Annotated in this window: 23 protein-coding genes; 12 read left to right on the forward strand and 11 right to left on the reverse strand. The window is 37.6% G+C overall.

The window, feature by feature from the left end; all coding sequences use genetic code 11:
• Positions 1 to 43: 43 nt before the first annotated feature.
• The 11 genes from OP489_RS06910 to OP489_RS06960 all read right to left on the reverse strand — a co-directional run bounded on the left by OP489_RS06910 (position 44) and on the right by OP489_RS06960 (position 11,878).
• On the reverse strand, positions 44 to 1,054 hold the full coding sequence (locus OP489_RS06910; RefSeq protein WP_266161181.1) for an acyltransferase family protein: 1,011 nt from the start codon (positions 1,052 to 1,054) through the stop codon (positions 44 to 46).
• Positions 1,055 to 1,177: 123 nt separating this feature from the next.
• Positions 1,178 to 2,440: an oligosaccharide flippase family protein gene (locus tag OP489_RS06915; RefSeq protein WP_266161182.1), complete on the reverse strand. Its 1,263-nt coding sequence runs from the start codon at positions 2,438 to 2,440 to the stop codon at positions 1,178 to 1,180.
• Positions 2,441 to 2,546: 106 nt separating this feature from the next.
• On the reverse strand, positions 2,547 to 4,082 hold the full coding sequence (locus tag OP489_RS06920; protein ID WP_266161183.1) for an O-antigen ligase family protein: 1,536 nt from the start codon (positions 4,080 to 4,082) through the stop codon (positions 2,547 to 2,549).
• A 14-nt stretch (positions 4,083 to 4,096) separates the two neighbouring features.
• Positions 4,097 to 5,080: a Stealth CR1 domain-containing protein gene (locus OP489_RS06925; RefSeq protein WP_266161184.1), complete on the reverse strand. Its 984-nt coding sequence runs from the start codon at positions 5,078 to 5,080 to the stop codon at positions 4,097 to 4,099.
• A 4-nt stretch (positions 5,081 to 5,084) separates the two neighbouring features.
• On the reverse strand, positions 5,085 to 6,191 hold the full coding sequence (locus tag OP489_RS12310; RefSeq protein WP_323135400.1) for a glycosyltransferase family 1 protein: 1,107 nt from the start codon (positions 6,189 to 6,191) through the stop codon (positions 5,085 to 5,087).
• 13 nt (positions 6,192 to 6,204) lie between these two features.
• On the reverse strand, positions 6,205 to 7,278 hold the full coding sequence (locus tag OP489_RS06935; protein ID WP_266161185.1) for a glycosyltransferase family 2 protein: 1,074 nt from the start codon (positions 7,276 to 7,278) through the stop codon (positions 6,205 to 6,207).
• 12 nt (positions 7,279 to 7,290) lie between these two features.
• A complete protein-coding gene (locus OP489_RS06940) occupies positions 7,291 to 8,349 on the reverse strand; it encodes a glycosyltransferase family 2 protein (RefSeq protein ID WP_266161186.1) in 1,059 nt (352 codons plus the stop codon).
• Positions 8,350 to 8,370: 21 nt separating this feature from the next.
• Positions 8,371 to 9,471, reverse strand: a complete 1,101-nt coding sequence (gene glf, locus OP489_RS06945; RefSeq protein ID WP_266161187.1) for a UDP-galactopyranose mutase — start codon at positions 9,469 to 9,471, stop codon at positions 8,371 to 8,373.
• 342 nt (positions 9,472 to 9,813) lie between these two features.
• Positions 9,814 to 10,098 (reverse strand): phage integrase SAM-like domain-containing protein, encoded by a 285-nt coding sequence (locus tag OP489_RS06950; RefSeq protein WP_266161188.1) that lies wholly within the window; start codon positions 10,096 to 10,098, stop codon positions 9,814 to 9,816.
• A 219-nt stretch (positions 10,099 to 10,317) separates the two neighbouring features.
• Positions 10,318 to 11,481, reverse strand: a complete 1,164-nt coding sequence (locus OP489_RS06955) for a site-specific integrase (RefSeq protein ID WP_266161189.1) — start codon at positions 11,479 to 11,481, stop codon at positions 10,318 to 10,320.
• The gene (locus tag OP489_RS06960) at positions 11,468 to 11,878 is read right to left on the reverse strand and encodes a helix-turn-helix domain-containing protein (protein ID WP_266161191.1); all 411 of its coding nucleotides are present in this window, start codon (positions 11,876 to 11,878) and stop codon (positions 11,468 to 11,470) included. Before OP489_RS06960 ends, OP489_RS06955 begins: the two co-directional genes overlap by 14 nt.
• Before the next feature lie 152 nt (positions 11,879 to 12,030).
• Here OP489_RS06960 and OP489_RS06965 point away from each other — a divergent pair, with 152 nt between their 5' ends.
• The 12 genes from OP489_RS06965 to OP489_RS07020 all read left to right on the forward strand — a co-directional run bounded on the left by OP489_RS06965 (position 12,031) and on the right by OP489_RS07020 (position 18,283).
• Positions 12,031 to 12,231, forward strand: coding sequence for a helix-turn-helix transcriptional regulator (locus OP489_RS06965; protein WP_266161193.1), 201 nt, complete (start codon positions 12,031 to 12,033; stop codon positions 12,229 to 12,231).
• A gap of 2 nt (positions 12,232 to 12,233) precedes the next feature.
• On the forward strand, positions 12,234 to 12,422 hold the full coding sequence (locus OP489_RS06970; protein WP_266161195.1) for an ICEBs1 excisionase: 189 nt from the start codon (positions 12,234 to 12,236) through the stop codon (positions 12,420 to 12,422).
• A complete protein-coding gene (locus OP489_RS06975) occupies positions 12,419 to 14,413 on the forward strand; it encodes an AAA family ATPase (RefSeq protein ID WP_266161197.1) in 1,995 nt (664 codons plus the stop codon). The genes OP489_RS06970 and OP489_RS06975 overlap by 4 nt, the downstream gene beginning before the upstream one ends.
• 100 nt (positions 14,414 to 14,513) lie before the next feature.
• Positions 14,514 to 14,714, forward strand: a complete 201-nt coding sequence (locus tag OP489_RS06980; RefSeq protein ID WP_266161199.1) for a hypothetical protein — start codon at positions 14,514 to 14,516, stop codon at positions 14,712 to 14,714.
• Positions 14,715 to 14,731: 17 nt separating this feature from the next.
• Positions 14,732 to 15,010: a hypothetical protein gene (locus OP489_RS06985; RefSeq protein WP_266161201.1), complete on the forward strand. Its 279-nt coding sequence runs from the start codon at positions 14,732 to 14,734 to the stop codon at positions 15,008 to 15,010.
• Positions 14,997 to 15,347, forward strand: a complete 351-nt coding sequence (locus OP489_RS06990) for a hypothetical protein (RefSeq protein ID WP_266161203.1) — start codon at positions 14,997 to 14,999, stop codon at positions 15,345 to 15,347. Before OP489_RS06985 ends, OP489_RS06990 begins: the two co-directional genes overlap by 14 nt.
• Complete coding sequence (locus tag OP489_RS06995) at positions 15,337 to 15,519, forward strand: hypothetical protein (protein WP_266161204.1); 183 nt, start codon at positions 15,337 to 15,339, stop codon at positions 15,517 to 15,519. The genes OP489_RS06990 and OP489_RS06995 overlap by 11 nt, the downstream gene beginning before the upstream one ends.
• Before the next feature lie 159 nt (positions 15,520 to 15,678).
• Positions 15,679 to 16,152 (forward strand): hypothetical protein, encoded by a 474-nt coding sequence (locus OP489_RS07000; protein ID WP_266161205.1) that lies wholly within the window; start codon positions 15,679 to 15,681, stop codon positions 16,150 to 16,152.
• A 15-nt stretch (positions 16,153 to 16,167) separates the two neighbouring features.
• Positions 16,168 to 17,013 carry a hypothetical protein gene (locus OP489_RS07005; RefSeq protein WP_266161206.1) on the forward strand — a complete coding sequence of 282 codons (846 nt, stop codon included), beginning with the start codon at positions 16,168 to 16,170 and terminating at the stop codon, positions 17,011 to 17,013.
• 65 nt (positions 17,014 to 17,078) lie between these two features.
• A complete protein-coding gene (locus tag OP489_RS07010; RefSeq protein ID WP_266161207.1) occupies positions 17,079 to 17,300 on the forward strand; it encodes a hypothetical protein in 222 nt (73 codons plus the stop codon).
• Entirely contained in the window at positions 17,297 to 17,524 is a 228-nt protein-coding gene (locus OP489_RS07015; RefSeq protein ID WP_266161208.1) for a hypothetical protein, read from the forward strand. The genes OP489_RS07010 and OP489_RS07015 overlap by 4 nt, the downstream gene beginning before the upstream one ends.
• A gap of 12 nt (positions 17,525 to 17,536) precedes the next feature.
• Positions 17,537 to 18,283: a sigma-70 family RNA polymerase sigma factor gene (locus OP489_RS07020; protein ID WP_266161210.1), complete on the forward strand. Its 747-nt coding sequence runs from the start codon at positions 17,537 to 17,539 to the stop codon at positions 18,281 to 18,283.
• Positions 18,284 to 18,496 lie beyond the last annotated feature (213 nt).

Raw genomic sequence — 18,496 nt, forward strand, 5'->3', positions numbered from 1 at the left:
TAAATTAATATTTACTCGTTTATTCAAAATGGCTATAAAAATATCATTTTAATTTTAGAAGTTCAAAAAAGCGAACAAACATTTTGTGTAAAATAAATGCACAAATAAAAGTTAATATAAACAATGAGCACGCAAATGTAAAACCATTTGAAATATTCACATAGTTATTTCGCAATAGTGTAAAAAACAAGCCATGAACTAAATATACTTCATATGAAACAGAACCTAACCATTCCATAATTTTACTATTCAAAACTACTCTCATTCCTAAAATAACGATCAACGTAATATACATGAGGCATTTAAATTCAGCCCATCCATATTCAATATGTAGGGACGGAACAAGTAAATAATATATAGCAAATAGGCAAAGTATAATAGTAATAACACCCTTCAATTTTTTAGCTTCTATTTTTTGCTTAAAACAAGCCCAAAATGTGCCATAGGCAAAACATAATGAAGGACTATACCAATGTCCTTCATAGTGAAGAGTATTACACAAAACAAGATAAAGACCCGTTGCAAGAATAATACCTATAAGCGCAATTTTTCTTTTATGAACTATTTCTGCTATTAATGCTGAAACAAAGAACATTATATAAAAATATATTATTGCAGTAACATACCATCCGTTTGATATTACAGACGACCCTCTCAAAAAATCCATTTTTAAGTTGTGAAGAGAATAACCATATATACGGTTTTTCACCACAAAATAGATAAGGCCCATTATAATAGCTGGAAATAATATAGTCAATAACCTTTTCTTTGGAAAAGTTTTTATATAATTGCTTCCTCTACACAAATATTGAACCATAAGACCAAATCCCGAGATAAATAAAAAAACTCCAACTGCTAAATATCCTGCATTTGAAAATTGCTCAAAGACATCACCTAAACCTCCGAAAATTCTTAGATGATGAAATATTACTAATATAAGAAATATTCCTTTTAAATTATCTGTCTGTTTTTTCGAAAGATAGTTTTTATTGTATGGTACAAACTTTATATTATAAAACGCCGCAAAGATTGCTACCAAAAGAATAATATTCATAAGTTTCCCTCTTAAAACATGATATTATTCCACTTCTAGCGAAATGATGTCATGGATTGTATTGTGGTATAGTGAACTTATAATGCTCCTACCTGTGTGGATTGAATCAATTTAGATGTTGTATTATAAAAACATTTGACCATTATAATCAGCATTTTTAAACTGTTTTTTGAATTTTCTGTAAAACAAATATCTTGAAAAAAACAAAATAGATTCAGTAATTCCTCTCAAAATAGCGATTGTAATTAAATTGAATTTTCCTACTGCAATTAATAAAAATAATCCCAGCACTTGAATACATGCTGTTACAACAGTTGTCATTGTTGTTTCTTTTTCTTTTCCGATCGCTCCAAGAGTAGGCCACCCATAAAGTATGGAAAAGAAGCTAAAGAAAAGCACCGGAATTAAAAGTTTTAGAATTGGAGCTGCATCAACGTACTGGCTTCCCCCAATAATAAATAGGGCATATTTTGCTACAAAAAATGTAAAGATACAGCCTGCAGCAATTAAAGGGAGAAATATTTTTATAATTCGCTTGATAATCCCAATATCTTTATTTCTTACCATCTGAGGATAAATTCCATCTGCAATGGGGCTATACAAAGACTGTATCGCTCCGATAATTTGCATACAAACTCCCCAATACGCAACCTCAACTGTATTAAAATAAATTCCTACCAAAACAGTATTAAATGCATTAAAAGCTGTTGTTGCCATATCTGAAAAGAAATAAACAGCTGATTCTTTAATTTTTGCAAATGCAATTGAAATGCCTTGAGGTCTAATTCTAACATTATTTTTCCATAACTCAATCCATACTAGAACGACAGCAGCAATAGATCCTATAATATCCAGAATCGGAATCCAGAAAATATCTTTATCGCTTTTAACAAAGAAAAAGGTTAATATGGTGGAGATTCCTCGCATAACAACAAACCTAATGGTTATAATTTCCATCTTTTCGATTCCGCGAAAATAGAAATCCATTAAAAAGCACGTCAAAAAGACAACCACAAAGGAAAGAATTGTAAATAATGCATTTTCATTTAAAATTTTAATAAAATGAATCAGAATACATAAACATCCAAAAGCAAAACTCCCTAATAATATTCTTGCCATAAATACGTTTCCAACTTCATGATTCAGCTTATCTTGATCTTGTCCTGCCATTACAATATCTTTAGTCCCTGAAAGAATAAATCCAAAATCCACAATTAGTTGCATATATTGCATGATGGCCTTTACATAGGTCACTACACCATAGCACGGAACCGTCAGTACTCTTGTCAGATAAGGCAGTGTAATTAAAGGAAAAATCATCTTTGCAATACTCATAATATAGAGCATTGATGTATTCTTGACGATAGCATGTTTACTATTTTTCATTCTTTATCCATCCTACAACAAAATATGCAATACAAATAACTTTAAACTGTTACTTTAAAACACGGCTTACAAAGCTAGCCGATAAAATTATAAATTCTTTAATACATCATTGTGACAGTTTACTTTTCGAAGAATCCGAAATTTCTCTTTCTTTAACACGACTTGCAATCGTCAACGCATATCCTACCATAGACCAGAAAAAGACGACAAAATATGTTACACGATACATAATATGAGATTCTACCATTTCATGAACTAAAATGGCAATCATAAGGATCAAGAAAAAAGACAACAAAAGCTTTATGAATCCATCACTTCTCCTGATTTTTTTAAATAAAGTCCCCAATACAGAAATAATGTAAATTCCCAATATGACAAATCCAAAAATGCCTGAACTAACTAAAACCATCAAATAGCCATTATGGAGGCCCGCACCATGTAAACTGGATTCTAACCAATTTAAAGTAATATAGGGCATCGAATATTGATAAATTCCTTCACGTGTTACGCCAAAGAAAGGATGCTGGGAAAAAACTTTCAGCCCGGCCTGCCATAAATCTAATCGACCATTTAAAATGCCGCCTCTGCTCTCCAAAGTAGTATCGTTTCGTTCTGCTTGAAAATTCCCATTTGCTCCTGTATTACTTGACTGGCCAGAAGTAGATGATTCCGTTGTTTGACTGCTAACCTCAACGGATTCTGTCTTTTTTTCTGCTTCTTGAGAAGCAATGCGCACGGAACTCACTGTTTTTGGAATAAGAGAAAGAGTGTTTCGAACCGGTTTCTCAAGGACAACCGGCAATAGCAAAAATACAACACATACAACTGCTGCTTTGAACTTTAACGAACGATATTTATGGGCTTTGTTACTTTTCGTAAAGTACCAGAATCCCACAAAAGGCCCTACAAAAATCGAAAAAGTTATCAGAGAAGCACGGCTTTGCATTAATGTTAAACATGCATACTGAAGTATTATATTGATTATAAAAAAAGCAGCCCATCCTTTGGGATGTTTTCTGCTTTGATTGCTCTTTGTTAATAGTATCCATAATGAAGCAGCAATCGAAAAACACGCCAACATTCCTCCAACATTGGGATTTGAAAGTCCCCATAAGCGATCTTTTGCCATTCCAAAGTAAATAATATCGCTTTTAAGCTCTGGATTTTGAAAAGCATATGAAATTTGGTTAGCAAAAGTATAAAAAGAAATAACAGCAAATAGGAACGAAACCCCTATTAATAAATACAAAAGGAGCTGTATTTCATGAATAATTGTGCGCTCACCTTTTCGAGGATCACACTGTGTAAACAAAAGAAAAAACAATGCCATATAGCACCATTCGGAAAAATTCTTAGAAAACATAACTGAGTGATTTATAAGGATTGACACTCCATACAGTACCAAATAGGCAATTAAAAGAAAAATTCTTTTATTCAAAAATAAATTTTTCCAATTAATTTTCGCCTGATAAAGCAAAACAATTGTTCCCCATGCTAAGCAAACTTTCATAAGAGGACCAATATAATTTCCAGCAAAAGGAATCAAATTAATTAATGCCAAAAATGAAAAAATAAACTTTACAGAAAACTCATCCAGAAAAATATTCTTAAATGAAATGGTCTTATCGTTTCTTATTATCATGCTATCATTCTCCTTTACCGTTCAAATGAAGATTTATTAGGAAAAATTCGATCAAAATATTTACAAATCTGTGACGACTCTTCTGCAAAATTAAGATTCGGATCATCATCACTTAAACAAATCATCTGATAATTTTGACTTTGAAGTGCCTCTTTAATTGCGGTATCTTCTTTTCCAATTGAAAAGAACTTGCCATTTTGCAATTTTGGAGTAAAATTCCCGATTGCAAACTGCCAATAACGCATGAGCCATTGATTAACATCCAACGCTTCGCGAAATTTATGTAAACAAGTATTATTCAAAGTCTCCGGCTCAGCTTTCCACACATCCCGAAATGTTGATTTTAAATATGGAATTGGTAAATGCGGATTCTCAAATCCAACAAATTGAGAAAACGGCTGCAGATAAAGATTATGTAATAATTTTTTTCCATACTTAGGGGAAAACCATTTTTTGAAATTAGCCTTTACCGTCTGGCGCTTTTTAAAATCAGAATTAATGAACTCCAAATCCCGCGCAATAATATGATCTATTCCACCATCTTTAAACTGTAAAACAGATTCAATGGCCGCATCGCATGGAAGATCATTTTTAAAAAAATCTTCTTCATCCATCGGGGAAATGACAAACGTGTCATCATTAAAATAAACAAATTGTTCCGAAAGTTCGGGAATCCTATGAAGATTCAATTCAATTGTATGAGAACTAAATGTTGGAAGATATTGCTGAGGAATAAAATCAGAATGCTTTACAATATTCAATTTGGGATGATTGGTGTTTAGCCATGAGGGTAAGTGCCCCCATGTAACAAAATGGATTTTGTTTACCCAAGGAGTAAATTTTTCAACCCCCCGAAACCAATACTGAAGATTATTCCAATCTCTGTAACGGATGATCCGCGAATCCTCATTCGTATTGGGCATATACCGGGCTTTTTCCTTTTGCCACTCTGGGTCAGCCCCATCTACCCAGATCATAACAAAATCAACTTTTTCCATTCTTTCAGTCTCCATTTATAAAAAAGGCTTCTAAATTTTTCGCGTTTTTTTGAATATCATAGTTAGAATTTTGAATTTCTTTTACAGCATCTGGATTTCGGTTGTTTTCATGACTCATAATCTTATCCGCCCATTTTTCTGCTGGAAGATCCAAAGATAAATACTGACAAGAAGATGTTACTTGCGCTTCTTTGGAAATACAATCAGAAACATAACAGGGAAGTCCATTTGCCTGTGCCTCAAGTAAAACCAACGGCAGTCCTTCAAAATGGGAAGGTAAAACAAAAATATCCATAGCTTGATAAAGCCTTTCCATATTGGTACATACACCTAAAAATTTCACTGCGCCTTTTAGTCCAAGCTTTTCCACCTGTTCATGTATTTTTTCCTCATCTTCGCCCTGACCAACCAAAATCAGAACGGATTTTGGGACTCTTTTATGAATTTCCTGAAAAATCCGAACAAGAAATTCTTGATTTTTTTGAAAATAGAACCGTCCAACATGGCCAACAACAAAGTAATCAGATATTCCCAGATTAGTACGTTCTTCGTCTCTGATTGTTTGATTAAAAGCAAATTTTTCAGATTCGATCGCATTGGTAATAATATGGAAGTGTTTGGATTTTATAATTTCTTCACAAAACATCCATTTTGCCGCTACCAAAGAGCAAGCCCAAAAATCCGTTGCCAAATTTAGAATTTGTTTCTTATGATGTTTATGAAGAAATGCTGTAAGTGGTTCATTCATGCTATTAGAATTATGTGAATGCATAATTCTTTTAGGAATTCCATATTTTTTTGCAAAGATTAAGGGCTGAATATCTGTAAGAGAATTAGCATTTTCCCACAAGGCAGCATAACAATGGGCATTCTCACGAAACCATTTTTTCATAGTAAAATAGTTTTGGATCACACCTGATTTTCTGCCCGGAATTACTTTTATTTTACCGCCCAATCTACGAATTTCTTCTGCATATGCAGGTTCTTTATTATAACATAAAAAATCGAACTGCACTTTTTGACGATCAATATGGCAATAATAATTCATCACAACACTTTCGAGTCCACCTGGGTTATAAGTCATCCCAAAGACAAGTACGCGAATTTTCATCTTTAAACTTCCTCTACCGCTTCTGTTTTACTTTTGCAAATAAAGTAGGGTGCTTTTTCTTTATAAAATAAATAACATTCCCTGTTAATAAGCACGCATGAGTTCGTTTTCGTTTCAAAAAGTAAGACATGATCCCCAGAGCATCGTAACTAGTTTGAAAATGAGGAGAAAGTCTGTGATACAACTCCGACTCAAATAAATGATTCATCCAGAGGACTTTATCATAATATGACATGTGAGATTTTAGTTCATTATTCCGCTCAATGGCAGAAAAGGAATAACGAACATAGATTCTAGAGAGTTCTCCCAAAATGGAAGCTGTAATCATATCCCATTGTTCAAATTGTTTTATAAGCATCATAACTCTTTTTTCATGAATCGGGAAATAATCAGGAATAAATTGTCCTGTAGCACTTTTATTCCCACGTTTAAGATAATGATATCCACAGTCTTCTATCACTGCTAAAGTTTTTAGGTTACGGAAAACCCCCATGTTAAATAGAAAGTCTTCATTAATTTTTGTTTTTGGGTCAAATAAAATGTGATTTTCACGTACGTAATCTAAAAAATAAAATTTATTATACACATACCCTAAAAGGGTCTTTCTTTCTAAATTAATTATAACATCTCGAATCTTTACAGGAGAATCCAAAAAGCAAGAATTTGTCGTTACTTTCTTAGTATAAACGACTTTGCCTTGATTGCAATATTCCTCTATAATTCCACAAAGGAGGACCTCGGGAAAGTGAAATTTTTCGATTGTTTTAAAAAAAGAAGAATAAAGAGAACTGTCAATATAATCATCGGAATCAATAAAAGTTACATATTTTCCGGTAGCATACCTTAATCCACAATTTCTAGCGTTACTAACTCCTCCATTTTTTTCGAGATGAATTGTTAAAACTCTCTTATCTTTTTGCGCATAATCATCACAAATTGCACCACTGCCATCCGTTGAATGATCATCCAACAAAATTAGCTGTAAATCAGAAAATGTTTGAGTCAAAACGCTTTCAATGGCCTGCTTAACATATTCTTTTGTATTATAAATAGGCATAATAACACTTAAGAAAGGGCTTTTTTCCATGAATCCCTCTCCTTATCTATTTGCTTTTAGTTTTGCAAATAATTTAATATTTTTTGACTTTACCTTTGAAATTGTACAACCTTCCAAATAAGTTAGCTGTATGTTTTTCCATTTAATTGGAAGAACCATCAATTGCATATATCTGGATTTTGGTTTTGCAATTCGTGCCGCTAAAGCTGCACGAGGATTTTTAATCATTTCACGGATAGAGGCTTTTTTCTCTGCCACGGATAAATTGCAGCTAGAATTTGTTACATTTTCTACGCATCCAACAATTCGCTCCACATAACGCCGTGCAAGGAACTCCTTGCTTGCTTCATTATGGACATCCCAATAATTATATAGATCTAACATCCATTTATGTTCCTCTTCACGCTTTTCATACATATTTTGACGATACTTAGCAGTTTCAGATTCAGAACGCTGGCGAATAAAATGATAATAACATTTTGAAGTCATACAAACCCTTTCCACATCCCGAATAACACTAAGATTAAATGGAAAATCGTCCCAAAAAGTCTGTGGAAAATAAAATTTATTTATTTGAATATAACTTGCAAGATACAACTTATTCCATGGAGTATACAATAAATTTTTGTCAAAAAAGCGATATGCTTCTTTACGAAAATCTCTTTTAGAATAAAAGGCTGCATTTTCTGAACATTGCTGCTGCGTATATTTTTCAGTATCATTGTAATAAGTATCTATGTAAAAGCCAGCCACCACAAGCTGAGAGCAATTCTTTTCAGCAAGACAATACATATCTTCTAACATGGTCGGTTCTGCCCAGTCATCCGAATCCATAAAGTACAAGTATTTTCCTTTAGCAATATCAATCGCTACATTTCTGGCACTGGGAGCGCCACCATTTTTCTTATGAGTAACATGAATCCTAGAATCATATTTTGCATACTCATCACAAATTTTTCCGCTTTTATCTAAAGATCCGTCATCTACAATTAAAAATTCCCAATCTGAAAGCGTCTGTTTTTGAATGCTTTCTATCGCTTTTGCTACATACTTTTCCACTTGATAAACAGGCATAATAATACTAATTTTGGGTTTTGACATTTTTCTCTCTCCTTAAAAATATCAATTAAGCTCTCTCTTGGCTATTTCCAAGGCGGAAGCTATCACTTGATCCATATTATAATATTGATACTCAGCTAACCTTCCACCAAACAAGACATTTTTTTCATTTTTCGCAAGATGTGCATACATCTGATATAACTTTTGATTTTTTATATCATTAATTGGATAATATGGCTCCATTTTATCATTCCACTCTACTGGGTATTCACGCGTAATGACTGTTTTGGGCTGTGTCCCAAATTCAAAATGTTTATGTTCAATAATTCTCGTAAATGGTGTGTCACGATCTGTATAGTTACAAGCTGCGACTCCTTGAAAATTCGGCTCATTTAGAATCTCATTTTCAAATTTCAAACTACGATATTCCAGTTTACCAAACTGATTATCAAAATAAGCATCTATCATTCCTGTATAAATGGCTTTTTTAGCTAATGGAAGCAATTCTTTTCGGCATTCATTAAAATCAGTTTCCAATTGAACTTCAGTTCCTTGAAGCAATTGATCAATAAGTTTATTATAGCCACCGATCGGAATTCCTTGATACAAATCATTAAAATAATTGTTATCATAAGTAAAGCGCACCGGAAGACGTTTAATAATAAAAGCTGGAAGATCTTTACAACTACGTCCCCATTGCTTTTCTGTATACCCTTTTATTAACTTCTCATAAACATCTTGTCCAACTAAGCTGATTGCTTGCTGTTCTAAATTTCTTGGAACTCCTTTGATCTGTGCACACTGTTCTTTAATTTTCCTCTCCGCTTCTTTTGGAGTGCGAACTCCCCACATTTTAGAAAAAGTGTTCATATTAAAGGGAAGATTATAAATTTCTCCTTTATAATTCGCAATTGGCGAATTTGTAAATCGATTAAAGCACACAAATTGATTAACATAATTCCATACTTTTTCATTATTGGTGTGAAAGATATGGGCTCCGTATTGATGAACTGTAATCCCTTCCACTTGAGTACAATGAACATTTCCTCCAGTATGGTTTCGCTTTTCAATAACTAAACATTTTTTTCCATGGCAAAGTGCCTCATGTGCAAATACACTTCCAAATAGCCCACTTCCAACAATCAAATAGTCGTACTGTAACACGACATCGATCTCCTCTTCTTTATCAATAAATTTGATAACCAAAATTTACAATTTGTCTGTAGATTGGTATAATCATCCTATTTGTTTTTTATTATAACAAATTATTCTATAAACCGCAAGGAAACAATAATTTTATGCTTAACATTTCTGCCATTCAATAGCATTCCAAGCAGTAATCTTTTTACTAGGCATTGTTTACAGATGTAAATTAGAAGAATTTTTCGATTTTATGTACTGAATATATATTATAAACCATAAACAATCTCCTTTTCAATAAACACTTGTATAGGTAACAATATTCCCTCTATAAAATCTTTTAATAGATCCAACATATAAACACAATCAATGAACACCATTTGTTTGTGACTTCAACTTATCTTTTAGATACAGAGTATACTCATTAATTAAGTCCTGTGTCACTTCACTACATTTCAAATCATTACCTGCAAATTGCATGAAATACTTATCTGCAAAAAAATATCCTCGGATTGTTGTTTCCGATAAATTCTTCAGCCTACATTCATTTTCATAAAGCAAATAAAGATCATAATAAGAAATGTCTAAAACCTTACTGGTTAGTAGATTTTTACGGTGTTTTACAGTAGGCTCTTTTATACCGTTTTTCATGGGGCAGACCGTTCAAAATAAAAAAATAAATGGCTATGATGTCACCTAAACAGGTAAAACATAGTCATCTATTCCTATTTCTACTAACCTTTTTCGTTCTAAAATTAGTACGCTATATACCGGATGTAGACGTGCCAATTGTAAATCGTTTAAGCGTATTGCATAAAAATTATTCCCACTCTATCCCCGGGGCTTTTATCCCCTATTTTCCCTATGAATTTAGCCGTTTTTTGCGGGTTCTATGCCCGCATTAAGCGGCTTATTTTCTTTTTCCGGATTTTTTAGAACCGTTCTAGAACCACAGGGCAATTTTTCAAGAGACTGCAAACGTGAAACAACTTCTTCCTGCTTATGCGGCCATAGGTGGCTATAAGTGTTTAGAGTTGTTTCAACTTTTTCATGCCCGAGCCTGTCCGCTATCAGCAGCGGAGAAAAGCCCATTTCAATTAAAAGTGAAGCATGGCTGTGTCGCAGATCATGCAGTCGAATTTTTTTCACACCAGATATTTTGCACCCGCGCTGCATTTCATGCTCAAGAAAATATTTCGTAAATGGGAAAATACGACCATCTTCTTGAAGTCCGTATATCGTGGCCATATAGTCCCGCAGTTCATCACAGAGAAATGAAGGGATAGCAATAATCCGATTACTTTTTGGCGTCTTTGGTGGTGTTATAACGTCTTCCCCATTCCGACGCGAATAGGTTTTGCTTATTGAGATTGTACCGGCAGAAAGATCAACGTCCGCTTTCGTTAAGGCCATAAGCTCCCCTATCCGGCAGCCGGTATAATAAAGCACTTGAAAAGCCATAAAGGAACGAGACTTATCCTTAACCGCTTCCCGGAATTTCTTATATTCGTCCAACGTCCAGAACTGCATTTCGTCAGCGTTTTTCTTCCCCATACTACCAGCCTTATGGCACGGATTTTCCCGCAAGTTGTAATACCTGCAGGCATAATTAAAAAGCGCCGTGATCTGATTATTTACCGTCTTTAGATAGGTCGCAGAATACTTCTTTCCGGGTTTAAATTCAGTCTCAAGAAGCGTCGCTTGCCATTGCCTTATATTAGCAGCGGTAATGGAACACAGCGGTTTTTCTCCAAAGTATGGAATAATTAACTTATCAAAAAGGAAACGCTTTCCGTCCATTGTAGAACCGCGCAGTCGGGGATCCATATCGTTCAGATAAATATCCACAAAAGAAGAAAGTTTCATACTAACGTCTGCCTTTGTGGATTTTAAAAAGTTGCGCTCCCATTCAAGAGCTTCTTTTCTTTTATTGAACCCGCGCTTGTGCTTCTTTTTTCGTTTGCCTGTCCAGTCGGTATAGTAAAACTGGCTTTCCCATTTAGCAGGACTTTCTGAATATTTATTTGCCGGCATTGTCTTTTTCCTTTTTTTGCTTTTCTTCAATATATTCTGAAAAATCAACGATTTCTTTCACTCCCAAGTCGTCTAAACGTGAAACGGCGAGAGAAACTCTATTTATTGCATGTTGCCGGAATTCATCACATGGAAAACCTAGGGGGGCTAGGTTCTTATTACTGTAATTTTCAATATCACTTTCATACATTTTTACTGGATCAGTTGGTTCTATTAACTCCCATACAGGCACATTAAGGGCCCAGGCTATCTTTTTAAGCTGTTCAATTCGGGGTTCACTATGTCCATTTATCCAATTACTGATAGTACTTTGATGAACTCCCGTTTCCTTTGATAAACGATACATAGTCATTGATTCTTTTTCCATAACATTTTTAAGTTTTTGTGCAAATTCCACAATAAGCGCCTCCAAAATACTCTAAATAATTAGACTGTTTAGGCTTGACTACTCTAAAAATATAGACTAATATATAAGCATAAGGCGAATCAATAGTCTATGCAATTAGATTAACACAAAATACGCCTATTATCAAGAAAAGAGGTGAAATAATGAGAATAAATCGTGTGAAGTTAGTTTCAGAAATGACCCGTAAAGATATGACCGTAAAACGGCTTGCAGAATTAGCAAGAGTTTCAAGGTCAACTGTGACAGGTGTAAAAACCGGAAAGACCTGTTCTCAAACTACAGGAGATCGTATTGCATCTGCTTTAGGGGTACCTGTAGAAAAACTTATTCAAAAGGAGGAATAACAATGCAGGACTATTACATAAAAGCGCCCGAAGCAGCAGCGATTTTAAGATTGAGTGAAGGTAAGACCTATGAAATATTCCGGGACTTAAATAAGGAACTGAAATCGCAGGGCTTTGTTACCGTTGCCGGGCGGGTTCCGAGAGCATACTTCAACAAAAAATTCTTCGGCGGGCTGGAGGAAGTTTCTTGAACCGAGATTACAGCAGGATTCCACTTGAATTAGCGAACCTAGATCAATGGGTATGCTGGGATTGGAAGGACAAGCCCTTAAAAATGCCGGTCAATCCTCAAACAGGTGAACCTGCAAAAGCGGGAATTCCCCAAAGTTGGGGGCTTTTCAGTGAAGCGATCGCTTGCATGGACGAAGGAAAATGCAGCGGAATAGGGTTTGAATTTGCTCAGAATGGAGGCCTTGTGGGAATTGATTTAGATGATTGCTTTGAAAACAACAGCATTTTCCCAGAAGCGACCGAATTAGTAAAACAGTTCGGCAGTTATACTGAGGTTTCTCAAAGCGGAACCGGTCTTCATATCATCTGCAAAGGGAAACTTCCCGGGAAAGCAATTAAAAGCAAGACCGTTGAAATGTACGATTCCGGGCGTTATTTTGCACTGACCGGGAATGTATACGACAATAAAGAATCGCTCTGTGACGCGCAGGAAGCAATCAATTCACTATATGGAGAATTAGCCGCCGCCCGTGCAGAAGCGCAGAGAAAGCCCACAGAACCGCAAAGCAGCGGTCTTTCTCTGGACGATACCAAATTAATTGAAGTCGCCGCAAATGCCCGGAACGGTTCTCTATTCTGTAACTTGTTCCTAGGCAAGTATGAGGGAAAATATGGCAGCCAAAGCGAAGCAGATTTAGCCTTGTGCAATATGCTTGCCTTCTACACCGGCAAGGACGCGACTCAAATGGACAGGCTTTTCCGTCAATCGGCACTTATGAGAGAAAAATGGGACAGGCTGCAATCCGGCAGTACATACGGAGCGATCACCATTCAGAATGCAATCGACCATTGCTTTCAAGTATTCGACCCAAGGACGACCGCAGAGCAGGACTTCGGGAAACCAGAGCCAAAGAAGCATACTCTTCCAACCATATCAGCGGCAGAACTTCAAAATAAAGATTTGCCCCCGATTCGTTATGTTGTTGTGGATATGTTTCCTCAGGGGCTTTCCCTATTAGCCTCCCCACCAAAGTATGGAAAAAGCTGGTTCGTGCTGGATTTGTGTCTTTCAGTGGCGGCCGGAAATGATTTTCTAAATCATAAGACAGTAAAAAGCGGGTGCCTTTATATGGCACTGGAAGACAGCGAGCGCCGATTACAAGACCGCATGAACAAAATTCTTTCCGGAGCGGCTGCACCGGATCATTTCGACTATGCGACTTCTGCTCTTGACATTGGGCAGGGGCTTATAGAACAGCTAGAAGGCTACATAAAGCAAAGACCGGAAACGGGGCTGATTGTAATTGATACCCTTCAAAAAGTCAGAGCGCCGCAAAAAGCGGGGAACAATGCTTACGGTGAGGACTATAGAGAGGTGGGAATTCTGAAATCATTTGCAGATCAACACGGAATTTGCCTTCTTTTGGTTCACCATTTGCGAAAAATGGCAGACGATACCGACGCTTTTAACCGCATTTCCGGAACTAATGGAATTATGGGTGCAGTCGATACAGCACTGGTGATGACCCGAGCAAAACGAACAGACACGCAAACGACACTTTCAATCACCGGCCGAGATATAGACAGCAGCGAAACTGTTATCGAATTTCACAAAGATGATTGCAAGTGGCACGTTTTAGGTGACGCTAGTTGGCTACAGGAACAGCAAGCAAAGCTTGAATACAACAGCAGTCCCATAGTTAAAACAATCAAAGAACTTCTTGAGCAAAGCCCCGGAGGGTGGAATGGCAGTATGCAGGAACTTCTTGACGCTGGAAAGCATTTTGCCGGAACCTATTTAGCGGATTCCACCCGTGCATTAACTTCCAAAGTGAAAGCACTTGAAAAACCACTTTTTGATTATGATGGGATTATTCACGAGAGAGCCAAACACGGAAATGCAGGAGGAAAGCATCATTTCTATTTTGCAACCGTTCATCAAATATCTGATACCGTTGATAATGAAACCACATATGAAGAAGCACTTTCAGCATTCCCTAGTATAAATTAACCGTTCATACCATTCGTGACCATTCATCATGCAACGGTATGAACGATATGAACGGTCGATACATATACCCCCTTGTGGGCTTAAAAAGAGGTGAAACAGAATGACAAATAACAGGCATTGTCCTTTTGCAGAGATGGATTGTTCCTCACTTTGCGGCCTTTATTATCGTGATCGGGAATTATGCAGTCTTGAAGCTATTGCACTAAACCTTGATAATGCGGAAATAGATGCTAATAACGTTAAGGACTCGATCGAAAATTTCAATAATGACATTTGTCGCGCAATTTACGAAACACATTAAAAAGGAGATTATTAAAAATGAAAAATGCTGATTTACTCGCTATCGGATTGACAAAGGAGCAGTGCAAAGCTGTCCAGAATCTGCACCATGAATTAATGGGTGACGCCATGAAAGCCGGAAAGGAAAAAGAGCGTATTGCAGAAAGAAGTTCCTCTTTACGCACGGCCATTGTCAAAATATCCTATCTTCTTGATGCCGAAAATCTTCGGAAAGTTCTATTGACCGCTTCTAATTTGTACGCTCAGCAGTCAGAACCAGAAGCCAAAGAGAAGGAGAAAAGCCATGACGAACAATAAAAAAAGTGCCTCTGCAGCGGCAACTGCACAAGGCACAAAACAAAAAGTTTTCCGGAATGAGAATACCACAATTCCAGAGGAAACGCAAGACCTGTACCGTATCATAAGTGACTTAGATGATTGCGGAATCAAATTTGAGCAGGAAAAAGATACTTTTTCTCTTATCCTTGAAGATTTAGAAGATAGTGTGAACGGTTCAAATTTAGGACGGGCTTTAATGGACGTTTCCTCCTTGACTTTAATATATGACTCGTTCTATGACAGTTTGAAGACTTACCAAGAATTAATCAGTGCTGCATATGACCGCTATCATTTGGAGGTTCCCCGTGAAGATTAAAATCACATATCAAATGAACGAATTGACCGAAGCAGCGGAAATCTATCATGCAGTCAAAGAGATTCTTCCCCACGCAAGATTACATATAAACGAGGCCAAGCCCCCCTATTGTATCGTATATCTGACCTCTAAAAATCCGCCAAACTCGCAAAATGACGGGAAAACCGCTTGACTACCTCCCCTATTTGATATATACTTTATGTATAAGTTAAGGCATAGAGTACCGCTTGTAAAGTTAGCCAAAAGGCATGGGAAACAGCTTAAAAGCTGGTATCCTATGCCTTTTCTTTATATTTAGCCTACTCAAGGCGTAAAACGGAGGTATTTAATTATGGACAACAACGATAACAAAGCCCAGAACGCAGCACAGCAGAGCCAGCAGCCGTCAGGAAACGCGACACCGGCGGGAACAGGTGAACCGGCGGCAACTGAAAAGACTTTTACTCAGGACGAAGTGAATCAGATCATTTCCGAGCGATTGAAACGTGAGAGAGCCAAGACCGAACCACCGGATGATTCCAAAGAGAAGGAACTTTCCGAGCGAGAATCCAGACTCGATTGCAGAGAATATATTGCAGGCAAGGGATACCCGAAAAAATTACTGAATTTATTCGATACTTCAAATACAGAAGCCTTCAAAGGTTCCGTTGAGAATCTTATCAAGGCTTTCCCCTCTATTGTGGACACAAAAACCACGGGAGGTACGGGAAGTCCTTGCCCGCCCGGGGGATTCCACTTTTCACAGCAGAGAAGCTTTGCACAAAGTAAAGACCCTACTGCTGCAGCGTTCGGGTTGAACAAATGAAAGGACGCTTAATTTATGGCTATTGATTTGACAACAAAATTTGCCCCTTATACTGATGAGGTATTCAAGGCAGAAAGCAAAAGAAGTATTCTCACAAATAGTGACTTTGACTGGACAGGCGCACACACTGTCAAGATTTACAAAGTAACCACAACGGGCATGAATGACTATGACCGTGAGGGTGCAAATGCAGCCACCCAGCCGAGCCGCTTCGGGACAGTTGCCGGATTGGACGCGACGACCGAGGAAATGACGTTGAAAAAGGATCGTTCCTTTACCTTCGCCATTGATAAGCTGGACACTGACGAAACCCAGCAGCAGCTACAGGCCGCTTCTGCATTGGCAAGGCAGGAACGCGAGGTTATTATCCCCGAGGTTGATTCTTATGTTTATAGCATTATGTGTACCAATGCAGGGACAGCCCCGGCCGCTATTGCCTTAACTTCTGAAAACATTTATTCCGAGATTTTAAAAGCCTCTCAGGTAATGGATGATGCAGAAGTAACAGACACAGGACGTTTCATTGTGGTTACCCCTGCCATTTATGCGATTATGAAGCAAAGCAAAGAAATTGTAATGAATACCGATATCGGCGAGGATATGCGCGCAAAAGGCGTTGTCAGTAACCTTGACGGCTGTAATGTTATCAAGGTTCCCTCTGTCCGTTTGCCGAAGAATTTCGGATTCTTGATGGTTCACCCTTCCGCTACCGTCGCGCCGGTAAAGCTGGAAGATTACAGAATCCACCAAGACCCGCCGGGAATCTCGGGTGCTTTGGTAGAGGGGCGTATTGTGTATGATGCTTTCGTCATGGACAATAAAAAGAAAGCCTTGTACTATCAGGCAGTAACAACCGCTTAAAGCAACTTAGGGGCGTGTGGGCTTTTATCCCATACACCCCTTTTCTTTTAATTGGAGGTGAAAACATGGCAGAAAGGAAGCGGTTCAAAATGGGAACGCCTAGAGATATTAAGCGAACTCTGAACCGTGTTTCAAACATGGTTCTGAACGGACAGATAGATTCAAAAGATGCAAACGCGATTATTTATGCTTGTAATACAACGCTTTCTACAATCCGCATAGATGAGCAGGAAAAGCGGCTAGACGAATTGGAGAAGGTTATTAAAAATATGGAGGAGTCAAAATGAACGCCTTTATGAAAAGACTTGAATATTTAAATCAGATAGCACAGAGTCAGGGAGGATCGTGGAAACTGGAGTTCCCGGACGGTTCTATCAAGATATATGGTTCCGTTGAGACATACATTGAGCTGCTTCAATGTTCCGTGACTGGTTCTGCCCTTCCAAATGTTGAGAATATCGGCAGGACTAAAAATCAAACAGATGAATTAATTGAAAAGCTATTGATGTAGGAGGTTGCCGCCGTGACTGAATCCACAAATGAAAGCCTGGCCTTGCGTGTGCAATCGGGCGATACAGACGCCATAGCGCCATTATGGGAAGGCGTGAAAAGGTTTGCTTATCAATTAACTTTCCGGTTCTTTGACCGGAGCCGAAAAGCTTGTGCTTCTTCCGGCGTGACATTAGAGGATTTGCAGCAGGAAGCCTTTCTGGCCGTACTGGACGCCGCAGGAGACTACAAAGAGGACAAAGAATATAAATTTACGTCTTATTTGTACTACCACCTAAAGAACCATTTCATGACGGCAATCGGAATGCGTACCAATGCAAAGAAACCGTTAAATTGTTCGGATAGTCTTGACAAGCCTTTGCCCGGTGTTGAGGACTTAACTTTAAGTGATTCTATACAAGACCCTGCAGCTGATCAGAGCTTTGAGATTGTGGAAAATGCCGAATACATAAAGGAACTTCACGGCGCCCTACAGAAATCTCTCGATGTTCTGGAACAGCGGGAACGGGAAGTTATCACAGAAAAGTATTATGATGGCCTAACCCTGGCACAGATCGGCGAGATGCACGGGATCGTCGGCAGCCGGGCAAGGCAGATTCAAGGCCGAGCGCTTTCCCATATGAGAACGAAAGGGCGAAAGTACCTTCTATCTTTTATTCCAGACTATAGCAGAGCATACGCCGGGACGGGCTTTTCGGCGTGGGAATGGAGAGGCAGCATTGAAGAAAGACTCATGGAGCGGGCAAAAATCAGATTATAAAAGGGGAGTCAAATTTCGTCCCCCTTTGCTATCCTTTTGGATTGGCTATGGGCGAGAGCCATAGCGGAATCCGATTTTGGATTTACCCTGCCTCAAATTTGAGGCGCCCTGCCCCTTGAATTTGAGAATCAGCCATATAATAGAACCATTATAGAACCATTAGGCAAAATAAAAAGCCAGCAACCCGCATTATAAGCGGATTGTTGGCTTTTT

The organism is Caproicibacterium sp. BJN0003, from assembly GCF_026314295.1.
Taxonomy (GTDB): domain Bacteria; phylum Bacillota; class Clostridia; order Oscillospirales; family Acutalibacteraceae; genus Caproicibacterium.